The sequence below is a fragment of the Qipengyuania sp. Mu-71 genome, from assembly GCF_036867055.1.
Classification (GTDB): Bacteria; Pseudomonadota; Alphaproteobacteria; order Sphingomonadales; family Sphingomonadaceae; genus Qipengyuania; species Qipengyuania profunda.
In genome coordinates this window covers 1,949,589-1,964,474 of sequence record NZ_JBAJHR010000001.1, presented here as the reverse complement: position 1 = coordinate 1,964,474, position 14,886 = coordinate 1,949,589, and the positions used below count along the sequence as shown (strand labels likewise).

Below are 14,886 nucleotides of genomic sequence, written 5' to 3'. Positions count from 1 at the left end.
AACCGCCGCGGCGCTGTTCCCCCTTGTGGATTCGACTGGCTAATCGCTGTTGCGTGACAGCCCAGATCACCATCGGCCACGAATCGTCCGGAAAGCCGGTCGAGTTTGATATCGAGGAGCTTCTCGCGACCCGGCTGCTCGTCCAGGGCAATTCGGGCAGCGGCAAGTCGCATTTGCTGCGGCGGCTGCTCGAGGAAAGCGCGGGGATGGTCCAGCAGGTGGTCATCGACCCCGAAGGTGATTTTCCCTCGCTGGCGGACGAGTTCGGTCATGTGGTGATCGACGGCGCCGCCTATTCGCCGGGCGAGATCGAGGCGCTGGCACGCCGCATCCGCGAACACCGCGCCAGCGTGGTGCTCGATCTCGACGGGCTCGAGGTCGAACAGCAGATCCGCTGCGCGGCGCAATTCCTGACCGCGCTGTTCGATGCCCCGCGCGAGCATTGGTATCCGGCGCTGGTGGTGGTCGACGAAGCGCAGATGTTCGCTCCCGCCGCCGCGGGCGAGATGGCCGAGGACACGCGCCGGATGACTCTGGCGGCGATGACCAACCTCATGTGCCGCGGGCGCAAGCGCGGGCTGGCGGGGGTCGTCGCCACGCAGCGCCTGGCGAAGCTGGCGAAAAACGTTGCGGCCGAAGCGTCGAACTTCCTCATGGGGCGGACCTTCCTCGATATCGACATGATCCGCGCGGCTGACCTGCTGGGGATGGAGCGGCGGCAGGCGGAGCGGATCCGCGAGCTCGAGCGGGGGCATTTCCTTGCGCTCGGCCCGGCAATCACGCGGCTGCCGCTCGCGGTGAAGATCGGCCCGGTGAAGACCGGTCACCAGGCGCGCAGCGAAGGGCTGATGGCGCTACCCGATACCGCGCCCGCCGATATGGCGGCGCTGCTCACCACCGACCTCGCAGCCGATGTGGCCAAGGCGCCGCCGCCGCCTGCCCCGCCGCCCGCGCCGCCGGTCGACGAGATCGAGGACAGCATCGCCCGGGCGGAGGAGCGCCAGGTCGAGCCCCGCGCGGAGCCGGTGGATACCACGGTGGTCGCCACGCGGATCGCGCAGATCATCAGCGAGCTGGCGCAGGAGGAGGGGATCGCCTTCCAGTCCGCCAGCGCGCAATACCAGACCTTCCTCACCCGCTGCCGCCGCGAACGGTTGATCGGTCCGATGCCCGACATGCGCGCCTTCCGCCGCCGGTTCGCCGTGGCCGGGGCCGGTCTGGAAGAGCTCGACGAAGCGCTGCAGGCGCGCATCATGCAGCTGGCCGGTGCGGTGGAAGAAGACCTGCTCGGCCCGTTCCTCGTGATCGCCAAGGCCGCGCATGCGGGCGAGACGCAGGTCGACGAGGCCGAGCTCGCACGCGCCTATGGCACCAGTTCGCCCGGGCGGATCCGGCGGCTGCTCGACCATCTCGAGCGGCAGGGACTGGTCGTGGTGCGCGAGGATTTCGGCGGCGACCGCACGGTGATGGTTCCCGGGCTGGAGCCGCTGGCCGAAGGTTGATGCACGCCGGCGCTCGGCATAGACCGGGGCGATGGATTATGCAGATTTCGCGCATTTCGCCGCTCTCGACATTCGCGCCGGCACGGTAACCCGCGCCGAACCCTTCCCCGAGGCACGCCGCCCGGCGATCAAGCTGTGGGTCGATTGCGGACCCGAGATCGGCGAGCGCAAAAGCTCGGCGCAGATCACCGGGCACTACACGCCCGACGCCCTGGTCGGGCAGCGCGTTATGGCGGTGGTCAATTTCGCCCCGCGCCAGATCGGCCCCTTCATGTCCGAAATCCTCGTGCTCGGGTTCCCCGACAGCGACGGCGAGATCCTGCTGGCCCGTCCCGAACCGGGTGTCGCGGATGGTGCGCGGCTGGCCTAAATTGCGCCCGGGCTGGCTTCACAAGCCTCCCGCGACCCCTATATGTAGCTAACACACCTCGTGAAAATTCGCGGGGAGGGGTTGTGTTGCATAATCGCAACACCATATCCCGGCGACAATTCATAACTGGGGTGTTTGCATGAATCTCGAGAAATTCACCGACCGCGCCAAGGGCTTCCTGCAGGCTGCACAGACCGTTGCGATCCGCTTGAACCACCAGCGGATTTCGCCCGCGCATCTGCTCAAGGCGCTGCTCGACGACGAGCAGGGCATGGCCGCGCAGCTGATCCAGCGTGCCGGAGGCAACCCCGGCGTGGCGATCACCGAAGTCGACAATGCGCTGGCCAAGGTGCCGGCGGTTTCCGGCGGGGGCGCGCAAGCGACGCCGGGGCTCGACAATGACGCCGTGCGCACGCTCGACCAGGCCGAACAGCTCGCCGAGAAGGCGGGCGACAGCTTCGTCCCCCTCCAGCGCCTGTTGCAGGCGCTCGCGCTGGCCGACAATTCGGCAGGCAAGGCGCTGACCGCCGCGGGGATCGATGCCAAGGCGCTCGAGGCCGCGATCCAGGAAGTGACCGGTGGCCGCACCGCCGACAGCGCGGGCGCCGAAGAAAGCTACGACGCGATGAAGAAATACGCCCGCGACCTGACGCAGGCAGCGCGCGACGGCAAGCTCGACCCGGTGATTGGCCGCGACGAGGAAATCCGCCGCACCGTGCAGATCCTCGCGCGCCGGACCAAGAACAATCCCGCGCTCATCGGCGAACCCGGCACCGGCAAGACCGCGATTGCCGAAGGCCTCGCGCTGCGCATTGCCAATGGCGATGTGCCCGACAGCCTCAAGGGCCGCACGCTGATGGCGCTCGACATGGGCTCGCTCATCGCCGGCGCGAAGTACCGCGGCGAGTTCGAGGAACGGCTCAAGGCGGTGCTCGACGAGGTGAAGGGAGCCGAAGGGCAGATCATCCTGTTCATCGACGAAATGCACACGCTGATCGGCGCGGGCGCGAGCGAGGGCAGCATGGATGCGAGCAATCTGCTCAAGCCTGCGCTCAGCCGCGGCGAGCTGCACTGCATCGGCGCAACCACGCTCGACGAATACCAGAAATATGTCGAGAAGGACCCCGCGCTGCAGCGGCGCTTCCAGCCGGTCTTCATCGACGAGCCCAGCGTCGAGGACACGATCAGCATCCTGCGCGGGATCAAGGACAAATACGAGCTGCACCACGGTGTGCGCATCACCGATGGCGCGATCGTTGCCGCGGCGCAGCTGTCCAACCGCTATATCCAGAACCGCTTCCTGCCCGACAAGGCGATCGACCTGATGGACGAGGCCGCCAGCCGCATCCGCATGGAAGTGGAAAGCAAGCCCGAGGAAATCGAGAGCCTCGACCGCCGCATCATCCAGTTGCGGATCGAGGAACAGGCGCTGCAGAAGGAAACCGACAGCGCGTCGAAGGACCGGCTGGAAAACCTGCGCAAGGAACTGTCCGAACTCGAACAGCAGTCGAGCGAACTGACCACGCGCTGGCAGAACGAGCGCGACAAGATCCACGCCGAGGCGCGGATCAAGGAAGACCTCGACCAGGCGCGGATCGAACTCGAACAGGCGCAGCGCGGCGGCGACCTGCAGAAGGCGGGCGAGCTGCAATACGGGCGAATCCCCGAGCTGGAGAAAAAGCTCGCCGAAGCGTCGGGCCACACCGACAATGCGCTGCTCAAGGAAGAGGTCACCGAAGACGATATCGCCGGTGTGGTCAGCCGCTGGACGGGCATTCCCGTCGACCGGATGATGGAAGGCGAGCGCGAGAAGCTGCTCGACATGGAGAACATCCTTGCCAAGCGGGTGATCGGCCAGAGCCAGGCGATCGATGCCGTGTCCAAGGCGGTGCGCCGTGCGCGCGCAGGCCTGCAGGATCCCGGCCGGCCGCTGGGCAGCTTCCTGTTCCTCGGCCCGACCGGCGTGGGCAAGACCGAATTGACCAAGGCGCTTGCCGGCTTCCTGTTCGACGACGACAGCGCGATGGTGCGCATCGACATGAGCGAGTTCATGGAGAAGCACGCGGTCGCCCGGCTGATCGGCGCGCCCCCGGGCTATGTCGGCTACGAGGAAGGCGGCGTGCTGACCGAAGCGGTCCGCCGGCGCCCCTACCAGGTGGTGCTGTTCGACGAGGTCGAGAAGGCGCATAGCGACGTGTTCAACGTGCTGCTGCAGGTGCTCGACGACGGGCGGCTGACCGACGGGCAGGGCCGCGTGGTCGATTTCAGCAATACGCTGATCATCCTGACCAGCAATCTCGGCAGCCAGTATCTCGCCAATATGGACGACGACCAGAAGGTCGCGGATGTCGAACCGCAGGTGATGGACGTCGTGCGCGGGCATTTCCGCCCCGAGTTCCTCAACCGGCTGGACGAGATCATCCTGTTCCACCGCCTGGCGCAGGAACACATGGCGCCGATCGTCGAGATCCAGGTTGCGCGGGTGCAGAAGCTGCTCGCAGATCGCAAGATCGTGCTCGAACTGAGCGAAGCGGCGAAGAAGTGGCTCGGCCGCGTGGGCTACGACCCCGTCTATGGCGCGCGCCCACTGAAACGCGCGGTGCAGCGCTACGTGCAGGACCCGCTCGCCGACATGATCCTGTCGGGCAAGGTCCCCGACGGCTCCAAGGTCGCGATCGACGAGGGCGACGGCGAACTGGCGATGACGATCACCTGATCGCGCCGACCTAGTGCCGAAACGAAAAAGGGCCCCGGTTTCCCGGGGCCCTTTCATTTGGGTTTCCGATCTGGATCAGAAGCCGAAGGTTGCAGCTACCTTGAAGTAGCGGCCCATGATCCCGTCGAAATAGGTGGTAAGACCACCACCGGTCGGCGCCGGATACGGCGCGCTGCGGTCGAACAGGTTCTCGACGATGAAGCGGAAGGTGAAGTCGTCTTCGGTGTGGAAGCTAATGCCAGCGTCCATGTAGACGATCTCGTCACGCTCGAAGAACTGGTACGAGGTCGGCGCCGCATCCGGATCAACGACGTTTTCGCCGATGTACTGGATCTGCGTGAATGCGCCGAATCCGTTGTTCTCGTAAGTCACGCCGACGGTAGCTTGGTGCTTCGAATAGCCCGGGCTTCCACGGAACGTCGAGAGATCGCCAGTCCCGACCTGCTGCTCGAGCTTGTCGATGTACTGGTACGAACCACGCAGGCTGATGCGGCTGTCGGCACCGAGGAACGGCGTTGCCTCGGTCCAGCGCAGGTCCGCAATCACACCCTGGTAGTCGTAGGATGCGACATTGAGGTAGCCGGTGCGGATGAATTCGACCTGGCCCGCCCCGTCGCGATCGATGCGATCGCAAGCCGAGTTGGGGAAGTCGTTGGCATCGTAGCAGGCTTCCAGCGTGCCTTCCGCGTCGACGCTCTGGATCGCGCCTTCGAGTGCGATATCGACCCAGTCGACTGAAAGGGTGAGACCCGGAGCGAAGGTGGGCGTGAAGACTGCACCAATGGTCCAGCTGTCGGCCGTTTCATTCTCGAGTTCGGTATTGCCCGAAAGCGAACCGCGCGTCGTGAAGTCGACGATGTTCGAGGTGAAATTGGCCGGCAGTCCGTCCGCAGCACAGTTCGCCGCACGCTGCGCCGGGTTCGGTCCAGCGTTGATGAAGCGGGCATCGCACGGATCGTCTGCAGTGGTGAAGATCGCGCTGTTCGGGTTGAACAGTTCGGTGATCGCAGGTGCGCGGATCGAACGGGTGAAGTTGCCGCGGATCGCGAAATCTTCAACCGGCTTCCAGCGACCGCCGGCCGTCCAAGTGATATCCCCACCGGTGAGCGAGTTATCGACATAACGAATGGCGCCCTTGGCTTCGAGCAGGTTGACGAACGGAACGTCCATCGACGGCGAAACAAGCGGGATCTGAAGCTCGCCGAACACTTCGTCGGTGTTGTAGGAACCCGAAACCGGATCGATCGGGATCGAGCGACCGAACTGGGTGCGCGGTGCATCCGGATCGGCCGGATCGGGCTGGCCGAAGAAGAAAGCGCCCGGATCGAAATCAGCCGATTCGTCGCGGTGTTCGTAACCGATCGAGAAACCGACCGGACCGCTCCAGATGTTGAACAGATCGCCGCCGACGGTGGCGATGAAGTCATACTGTTCGTTGGTCGCGGTCGGGTTGGCGATCGTCGTGACGTAGTCCGCCACGGCTTGCGAGTTCTGGTTGCCGAACGGGTTGAACGGAGCGCAGATGTCGCTGATCGTCCCGATCGGCGAATTGTCTGCTCCGGCCGGGCAGCCAGCCAGTGCGTTCTCGAAGTTCTGCTGCACCAGTTCGCGGCTGCGACCCTCGGTACGCGATCGACCGTAGAGGCCCGAGACTTCCCAGTTCAGATTGCGCGAACCGAGATAGAAATCGCCACGCAGACCGGCGACGACGCGATAGACTTCGACGGTCGACGAACCTTCACCGGCGATCAGGTCGGTATTGGCGCGGCCGAGGTAGAAGAAGTCCTGCCCTGCGGGAAGCTGCGCGCCGATGGTTGCACGGGCTTCGTCCGAGAGGAACGGGTTGCTCAACGGGACGATCAGATTGCCGTCGGGGGTGCCCGCATCATCGAACAGCCAGGTGTTGTAAACTGGCTGCGAGCGCAGTTCGGTACCCTTCGAATTGGCGTACTGTCCTTCGAGGAATGCAGTGATCGAATCCGTTACGTCGTAGGTAGCGGTAAGCGCGCCGAGATAGCGTTCGACCGGTGAGAGCAGGTTCGAGACCGGAAGAAGGCTGAAGCCGTTGCCGCCGGCGGAGTTCACCACACCGTAGCGTTCGCCGAAGTCCAGCGGGGTAAGGTTGCCATTGGCATCAAACACCAGCGTGTTGCCGCTGCCGTCGGTGATGTCGAAGCCGAAACCGGGGACGACATCGATCGTCGTCGGAGCGCCGAATTCGCTCAGGATGGGAATGCGGCGATCGCTGATAACGACGTTGTCGAACGGCGAGTTCGGATCATTGGGAGCGGCGTAGAACAGCCCCTGCGCCGTGCGTTCACGATCGGTGTAGAGCAGGCCTTCGGTCTTGTTGTATTCGAACGCTGCAACCACGTTGCCGCGACCATCTGCGAAGCTGGTCCCGACCATTGCGCCCAGACGGTATTCCTGTGCGTCGCCTTCTTCGGCAATGCCCATCTGCGCGTCGAAACGGACGCCTTCGAAACGGTCCCTGAGGATGATGTTCACGGTACCGGCGATGGCGTCGGCACCGTAGATCGGCGCGCCGCCGACGGCGATGGTTTCAAGCCGGTCGACCATCAGCGTGGGGATCGTGTTGAGGTCAACCTGCGAACCGGCAGCTACGGGGCCGAAGATCGAAGCGGTGTTCGAGCTGACGTAGCGTCGGCTGTTGACCAGCGTCAGCGTGCGCTGCGAGCCCAGACCGAAGAAGTTGATGAAGCTCTGGCCCGAACCGAAGGAACCGGACTGGCCGCCGACCGCGCTGCTGGCGGGCGGACCGAAAGCAGGCTGTTCGTTGAGCACTTCGCCGACATTGGTCAGACCGCGTTCTTCGATCTGGTCCGCGTTCACGACGATCGAGGGCTCGAGCGTGTCGCGGTTGGGACGGCGAATTCGCGACCCCGTAACGACGATGGCATTTTCCGCCTCAGGGGCAGGCGCGTCAGCCTGCACTTCGACGGCGTCGTCTTCCGCGTCCTGAGCGAAAACGGGGGTGGAAATGGCAAGGGCTGCGATCCCTGCGCTCGTGTAGAGCGCGAGACGACGGCCCCGGTTAAGGGGGGAGGTATCGGTCATCTTTGTATCCTGACTTGCGACCAGTGCATTATTGCAGCCCCTATTGAAGCTCCACTCCTGTTCATCCGCAACGGTCGTTCGTCGAAAAGCGACAATTTGGAGACATCGGTTTTCCGTCGTCGCCATTTTGCAACACCAGGGTTCGGCGTAAAGATCGCTCCCGGCTACGCATCATCTTGTGACCGAAGGGCAATCTGTTAGGTTCGCGGGCGATGTCACGAACCATATTCGCGAGAGGAAACTCCCAGATGCTGCGTCTCTTCGGCCTTGCGGCCATTCTCGTAGCCACACCCGTCGGTCTCAGCGCGCAGGAAACGGGTAACGACGCTTTGCTGCTCGAATGCCGCGCGATGGAGAAGAACTCGCAGCGTCTCGACTGTTTCGACGATGCGATGAACACCATCTTCGGGGTCGACGAGGTCGCCGAATCCGAGCGTGAAGAATTGCGCCGCGACAATTTCGGCAACCCCGTTGCGGACGAACAGGACCGGGCCGACCGCTATGACGGCACGATCACCCATGTCGATTTCAACCAGACTTACAACATCCTGCGTTTTCAGCTCGACAATGGCAGCGTGTGGGAAGCCAAGTCTTCGGGGTCGCTGCGCTACGGTTTCTTCCAGCCGGGCGAGAAGGTGACGATCGAGAAGGGCGCTCTGGGCACGCTCAGGCTGTCGATTGCCGGCAAGCGCGGCTGGCGCGGCGTCAAGCGTATCGACTGATGGACGCGGCAGCCGCGCAGCGGGCGCTTCAGGCGGCGCAGCAGGCACTGCAGCGGGGACAGCTGGCCGAGGCCAAGGCGTTCCTCGCCCCCGTGCGCAAGGCGATGCCCCGCGAAAAGGCGGTGCTTTACCTGGCGTCGCGGCTGGCACGCGCCGAAGGCGATGCGCGCGGCGCCGCAAAATTGCTCGAGAAGGCGCTGCGGCTATCCCCGCGTGAGGCGCCACTATGGGCCGAATATGCCAGCACGCTGGATGATGCGGGGCGCCCCGACGAGGCGGTAAAGGCCTATGATCGCGCGCTGCAGCTCGAACCGCGGCTGGTCGATGCCGCCGTCGATCGGGCGGTGCTGCAGGCGCAAAAGCTCGACCGCGCGGCGGCGCTGGAGGACCTGCGGCAGATTGCCCGCGACAATCCCGCGCATCTGCGCGGCTGGCGCAACCTTGCCATGCTCGAGCGCGACGCGCTCGAAACCGACCGCGCGATTGCGGCCAGCGAGCACGTTCTGGCAGCGGCGCCGGGCGATCCTCCCGCCTTGCGGATACGCGCGCTGGCGCAGTTCGATACGGGCGCGCCGAGCGCGGCGCATTTCGCGCGCGCCAGCGCTGCCGATCCGGGCAATGCCGTGCTGGCGATCAAGCACGCCGCCGCGCTGCATGCCGAACGCCGCAGCGCGGAGGGGGATCGCCTGCTGGGCGAAGTCATCGCCGCGCAGCCCTTCCAGCTCGATGCGCTGCGGACCCGCGCGCAGCTGCGCTGGGAGGCGGCTACGGGCGAGGACCCGATGGAGGGGTTCGAACAGGCGGTGGCCCGGCCCGGCTGTCCGCCGCAAGTCTGGGCGGAATACGCGCGCCTGGCCGAGCGCCACTCGGGCGCGCAGGCGGCGCTGGCGATCGTCGATCGCGCGCGGACTGCGCTGGGCGACACGCGCGAGGTCGCATTCATGGCCGCGCAGGCTGCATGCGAGGCAGAGGATTTTGCCGAACGCGAGGATGATCTCGCGGCTGTGGCGTCATGGCAAGATCCCCGCGCAGACATGCTGCGCGCGCGCTGGCTGGCGCGGATGCATCGCTGGGACGAATTGGCGAAACTTGGCAAGCGCCTGCTGCGCGCCGGCTATGCCCGCGACGTGCTGCCCTATCTCTCGCTGGCATGGCGGGGGAGCGACCCCGACCGCTGGCACTGGCTGGAACGCGATGGCGAGCTGATCGGAACGGCCGATATCGCTTCGCGGATCAAGGACGTCGACGCGCTGGCGGATCACTTGCGCAGCATCCACACGTCGCAGCGCCAACCGCTGGAACAATCCTTGCGCGGCGGAACGCAGACCGATGGCATGCTGTTTGCGCGGACCGCGCCCGAAATTGCGGAACTCAAGGCCGCGGTGGTCGATGCCGTGAGCGAATATCTTGCGGCACTGCCGCCGCGCGATGCGGCCCATCCCTGGTTGTCGCTGCCGCGCGAGGTCCGCCGGTTCACCGGGGCCTGGTCGGTCCGGCTGCAGAATGCGGGCTTTCACGTCGCGCACTTCCACAATCTCGGGGATATCAGTTCGGCGTGTTATCTCGCCTTGCCCGATACGCTGGGGGCAGGCGAGGCGGGCCAGGATGGCTGGCTGGCGCTGGGCGAACCGCCGCGCGAGTTCGGGCTCGACTGGGCACCCCTGCGGCTGATCGAGCCGGCGAAGGGCCGGCTGGCGCTGTTCCCCTCGTGGACATGGCACGGGACCCGGCCGTTTCCGGCGGGCGAGCGACTGACCGTCGCCTTCGACGCCGCGCTGCGCTGATACCGAATTCGGCCTGACACGCTTCCGGCTCGATCCGGAGCCATATGCCCGTGCCCGCAGCCCGGACACATCGCGATCAGGCAAAAAGAAAGGCGGGCCGAAGCCCGCCTTTCCTGTTTTCTCAGAGCGCTAAGTTCTAGAACTGAAGCGTGGCGCTCATGAAGATGCGGCGACCGACCGGGTCGTAGGTTTCGACATAGGTGTTGCCGTTCGAGCCACCGAAGCCGGAAGCGATGATCGGCGGTTCCTTGTCGAAGATGTTGTTGACGCCGAAGCGCAACATCACCGGATCGAGGTCGTACGACAAGGTCAGATCGAAGTAGTTCTGATCGCCGATGTCGCCGATCGAGGCATCTTCACCCGTACCGAGGTCGGTATCCGTGCTGCGCTGGTCCCAATCAACCGCGCCGAAGTGACGCCAGCGGATCGAGGCACCGAAGCCCGAGTCGAATGTGTAACCCAGACGCATCTGGTGACGCCATTCAGGCAGCGGCGTGCCACAGCTGTTGCCGTGATAGCCGGCGCATTCGAACGCACCATCGGTATCGAGCGTCGGAACGCCCGTATCGAAGAAGTACGAGTCGAGCCACGAACCGTTGAACGACAGGTTCAGACGACCAGCGCCGATCGTACGGTTGTACGATGCCGAGATATCGACACCGCTGGTATCAACGCCACCGATGTTGCGGGTGGTGTTGGTAACCGAGCTACCCGGCGTCCAGAGCGTCAGGCTTCCCGGGTTACGATTGACGAAACCGCAAAGGGTCGCGTCACCGGTCTGGCCGCACTGGTTGATGATGGTCTGAGCACCGATCGTGCTGATCGCGTTCTCGATCTGGATGTTGTAGTAATCAACAGCCATCACCAAGCCCGGAATAACCATATCCGGTTCGATAACCACACCGACGGTGTAGGTATCGGCCTTTTCCGGGGTCAGGTTTTCGTTACCGCCGATGAACTGATTGTACTGCGCAGCAGGGCTGGCAGCAATCGAGCCGTAGCGGGCATCGGGAACACCCAGGTTGTTACACTGAGCCATCGTGAACGTCGGCGTGGCGCCAGCGCACGGATCGCTACCCTGGAACAGCGCAACCCGGTTCGGTGCGAACAGGTTGAGGATGTTCGGGGCGCGGACCGCACGGTTGTAACCACCGCGGAAACGCATCCAGTCGACCGGAGCAAATTCACCGATGATCTTGTACGTATCGGTGGAGTTACCGGTGCTGTAGTCCGAGTAGCGATAGCCGAGTTCGAGAGCCAGAAGGTCCACGAAGCCGTTTTCGATGATCGGGATGCGAAGTTCGCCGAAGACTTCCTTCACATCGAAACGACCGTCGACATCGAGCTGCGGGCTACCCTGGCCGGCACCGTCCTGCGTCTGGAACGCGAGGTCGTTACGGGTCGAGAGCAGCTCTTCACGATATTCGGCGCCGAGCACGAAGCCGATGGGCGAAGCATCGCCGAACGAAACCAGATCGCCCGAAATGTAGGCGTTGGCCACGACTTCTTCGACTTCACCCTTCGAAAGCAGCGGGATGTTGACGTAGTCGATCCCTGCCTGGGTGATGCCGTCACGCGGATCGTCGCCTGCAATGATGCCCGGACCCTGGAACGGGTTGTACACCTGACAGGTCGGATCCGAACCGTCGACAACCGACTGACATACGACGTTGCCGTCTCCGTCAACGGTCGCCTGAAGGGCGTTACGCAGACGCGAGCGCGAGAAGTCGTTGTTGTAGACCTGGCTGAAGATGGTCGTACCGTACTGGATCGACGCGTCGTAGCGAATCGTGTCCGTGATCGGACCACGAAGGCCACCGACCATGCGGTATGCAGTGTGACGGAGGTCGTCGAAACGCGGACCGCCTTCGATGTTACGCTTACCGAGGTAAAGCGGAACAACGCCTGCGCCGGTCGGATCGGTGTCGGCCACATCGTCACCGTCGGTGTCGATGAAGTCGCCATATGCTTCGACGCCATCGTAGTTGCTGCACAGGAAGTTGCCCTGTGCCGCGGTGAACAGCGGGCTGTCACATGCGATGTTGTACTGGTCGGCGAAGAAGGTACCCGACTGTGCGATCTGGGCCTGCGAGCGGTCGTCCATGAACATGAACTCGGCATAGGCCGTTACTGCCGGCGAGATTTCGTAATCACCGAAGAAACCTGCGGTGTAACGCGTATCCGGACGCTGGAAGTAGTTGATCGGGTTGTAGTTGTACGCTTCGTACGGACGGCTGAAGTCGTCCGAACCGTCGGCGACCAGGCTGCCGAACTCGGCAAATGCCGGGTTGGTGACCGTGGCATACGGTGCAGTCGACGAACCGCCGCACGAGATGTTGCCCGACGCGCTGGTGGTCAGTGCGCAGAACGAATAGTCGCGGTCGCCAAGGAACAGCGCATCGACTTCACGATAGCCGACATAGCCGGTCACGTGGCCGCGGCCGTCGTCGAACGAAGCACCGACGGTGAGCTCGACATTGTACTGCGAACCACCAACGTCATTGCCCTTGGGCGGGCTGAAGCCGCGCTGGTCGTTCAGGTCGTCGATCGACGAACCGTCCTGCTTGACGATCTGGCCAGTGCCGTTGTCATGCTGGTAGAAACCATAGGTCGCATCGAGACGGACGCCTTCGAAATCGGTGTCCATGACGAAGTTGACAACACCGGCGACAGCGTCGGCACCGTAGGTAGCCGAAGCACCGCCGGTCAGAACTTCGACACGCTCGATGAGCGAGGCCGGGATCTGGTTAAGGTCGGCTGCGGGAACTGCCGGGTCACCCGGCTGCAGGCGACGGCCATTGACGAGAACGAGCGTACGCGCCGTGCCGAGACCGCGAAGGTCGACCGTGGCGGTACCCGATGCACCGTTGGTGATGAAGGCGTTCTGGCCGCCGACAACCTGCGGCAGCGAGTTGACCAGGTCTTCGACCCGGACCGTACCCGTGTCGGCGACTTCACCGGCACCGATAACGGTAACCGGGCTGGCGCTGTCGACGTCGGGACGTGCGATACGCGAACCGGTAACGACGATCGCGCCGGTGGGAGTCGCCGTTTCACCGACGTCGCCAACCGTGCTTTCGTCGGCCGGGCCGACCTGTGCCATCGCCGGCTGCGCAAGAAGCGCAAGACCGAGAGCGGCGGGTGCCGCGCTGGCTTTGAAGTAGGTTTGAAGTTTCACTCTGATAATCCCTCTATTGATCGACCGACCCCTGAGGTCGGATCTCCAAGGAACCCCTGGGAGGGACCGAGAATCCGTGTAGGCCAAATAGGCATACGTATGTGCAGTCCCTCCAGTGGAAGCTGGCATGTGCCTTTAGGGACGCGCTCAATGCAAAGCTTTTGTTACACCTTCGGGGGTTTGGGGTAACGGGTGTGATGCCGATGTCACACCGCGGTTTGCGAAAATTCCAACTTGGGCAGGCGACTCGGCAATAGTCGCAAACGACCCCATTTCCAGCTTGCTTGACGTTTACGTAAGGCGGGACTAGGCAAACGGTCCCGTTTCAAAACCTATAACAACCGATAAGAGGATGCCGATGCCCGAAGCCTATATAGTCGAAGCCGTCCGGACCGCCGGTGGACGGCGCGGTGGCCGCCTGGCCGGTGTGCACCCGGTCGATCTCGCCGCCAGGTCGCTCGATGCGATCATGGAGCGCAGCGGTCTCGAGGCCAAGGCGGTCGACGATGTGGTGATGGGCTGCGTCAGCCAGGGCGGCGAACAGGCCATGCAGGTCGGGCGCCACGCGGTGCTCGCCAGCAAGCATCTGGGCGAGGGCGTTCCCGCCGTCACCATCGACCGCCAGTGCGGCTCCAGCCAGCAGGCGATTCAGTTCGCCGCGCAGGCGGTGATGAGCGGCACGCAGGATGTTGTCATCGCCGCGGGTGTCGAGAGCATGAGCCGCGTGCCGATGGGATCGACCGCGATGTTCCACATGAAGGAAGGGCTGGGTAACTACAAATCGCCCGGCCTCGAGGAGAAATATCCCGGCATCCAGTGGAGCCAGTTCATGGGCGCGGAAATGATCGCGCAGAAGCACGGCTTCTCGAAGGATGACCTCGACCGCTTTGCGCTGTCGAGCCACCAGAAGGCGATCGAGGCGACCAAGTCGGGCGCCTTCGAAAACGAAATCGTCGGCGTCGAGATCGAAACCCCCGAAGGCGAGGAATGCCACACGGTCGACGAGGGCATTCGCTTCGACGCGACGCTGGACAGCATCGCGGGCGTCAAGCTGCTCAGCCCCGAAGGCAAGATCACCGCTGCCAGCAGCAGCCAGATCTGCGACGGGTCGAGCGCGGTGCTGGTGGTCAGCGAGCAGGCGCTGAAGGATTACGGCCTCACCCCGCTCGCGCGGATCCACAATCTGACGGTGACCGCGGGCGATCCGGTGATCATGCTCGAAGAACCGCTGTTCGCCACCGAACGTGCGCTCCAGCGCGCGGGCATGAACATCGGCGATATCGACCTGTATGAGGTGAACGAGGCTTTCGCCCCGGTGCCGCTGGCATGGCTCAAGCACCTCGATGCCGATCCCGCCAAGCTCAATGTCAACGGCGGCGCGATCGCGCTGGGCCACCCGCTCGGCGCTTCGGGCACCAAGCTGATGGCCACGCTGGTCCACGCGCTCAAGGCGCGCGGCAAGAAATACGGCCTGCAGACGATGTGCGAAGGCGGCGGCGTCGCCAACGTCACCATCGTCGAGGCGCTTTAATTCAC

General features: G+C 64.1%; 8 protein-coding genes. 6 read left to right on the top strand and 2 right to left on the bottom strand.

All coding sequences use genetic code 11. From position 1 onward, the window contains the following. Positions 1-53: 53 nt before the first annotated feature. The 3 genes from V6B15_RS09715 to clpB all read left to right on the top strand — a co-directional run bounded on the left by V6B15_RS09715 (position 54) and on the right by clpB (position 4,588). Positions 54-1,502 (top strand): ATP-binding protein, encoded by a 1,449-nt coding sequence (locus tag V6B15_RS09715; RefSeq protein WP_334200983.1) that lies wholly within the window; start codon positions 54-56, stop codon positions 1,500-1,502. Between the two features lie 31 nt (positions 1,503-1,533). Continuing rightward, positions 1,534-1,872: a tRNA-binding protein gene (locus V6B15_RS09710; protein ID WP_334200982.1), complete on the top strand. Its 339-nt coding sequence runs from the start codon at positions 1,534-1,536 to the stop codon at positions 1,870-1,872. Between the two features lie 139 nt (positions 1,873-2,011). Then, on the top strand, positions 2,012-4,588 hold the full coding sequence (gene clpB, locus V6B15_RS09705; protein ID WP_334200981.1) for an ATP-dependent chaperone ClpB: 2,577 nt from the start codon (positions 2,012-2,014) through the stop codon (positions 4,586-4,588). Between the two features lie 75 nt (positions 4,589-4,663). Here the strand turns inward: clpB and V6B15_RS09700 are convergent, their stop codons facing one another. After that, positions 4,664-7,666, bottom strand: coding sequence for a TonB-dependent receptor domain-containing protein (locus tag V6B15_RS09700; protein ID WP_334200980.1), 3,003 nt, complete (start codon positions 7,664-7,666; stop codon positions 4,664-4,666). Between the two features lie 248 nt (positions 7,667-7,914). On the opposite strand from V6B15_RS09700, the gene V6B15_RS09695 reads away from it, so the two are divergent. Continuing rightward, entirely contained in the window at positions 7,915-8,388 is a 474-nt protein-coding gene (locus V6B15_RS09695; RefSeq protein WP_334200979.1) for a hypothetical protein, read from the top strand. Then, entirely contained in the window at positions 8,388-10,172 is a 1,785-nt protein-coding gene (locus tag V6B15_RS09690; protein WP_334200978.1) for a putative 2OG-Fe(II) oxygenase, read from the top strand. Before V6B15_RS09695 ends, V6B15_RS09690 begins: the two co-directional genes overlap by 1 nt. Before the next feature lie 136 nt (positions 10,173-10,308). Here the strand turns inward: V6B15_RS09690 and V6B15_RS09685 are convergent, their stop codons facing one another. After that, positions 10,309-13,350 (bottom strand): TonB-dependent receptor domain-containing protein, encoded by a 3,042-nt coding sequence (locus V6B15_RS09685; RefSeq protein WP_334200977.1) that lies wholly within the window; start codon positions 13,348-13,350, stop codon positions 10,309-10,311. Between the two features lie 358 nt (positions 13,351-13,708). On the opposite strand from V6B15_RS09685, the gene V6B15_RS09680 reads away from it, so the two are divergent. Further along, complete coding sequence (locus tag V6B15_RS09680; protein WP_253522978.1) at positions 13,709-14,881, top strand: acetyl-CoA C-acetyltransferase; 1,173 nt, start codon at positions 13,709-13,711, stop codon at positions 14,879-14,881. The last annotated feature ends 5 nt before the right edge of the window (positions 14,882-14,886 follow it).

Coding starts and splice junctions, on each gene's coding strand:
- clpB (WP_334200981.1), top strand. CDS start 2,012: ATGAATCTCGAGAAATTCACCGACCGCGCCAAGGGCTTCCTGCAGGCT.
- V6B15_RS09695 (WP_334200979.1), top strand. CDS start 7,915: ATGCTGCGTCTCTTCGGCCTTGCGGCCATTCTCGTAGCCACACCCGTC.
- V6B15_RS09710 (WP_334200982.1), top strand. CDS start 1,534: ATGGATTATGCAGATTTCGCGCATTTCGCCGCTCTCGACATTCGCGCC.
- V6B15_RS09690 (WP_334200978.1), top strand. CDS start 8,388: ATGGACGCGGCAGCCGCGCAGCGGGCGCTTCAGGCGGCGCAGCAGGCA.
- V6B15_RS09700 (WP_334200980.1), bottom strand. CDS start 7,666: ATGACCGATACCTCCCCCCTTAACCGGGGCCGTCGTCTCGCGCTCTAC.
- V6B15_RS09680 (WP_253522978.1), top strand. CDS start 13,709: ATGCCCGAAGCCTATATAGTCGAAGCCGTCCGGACCGCCGGTGGACGG.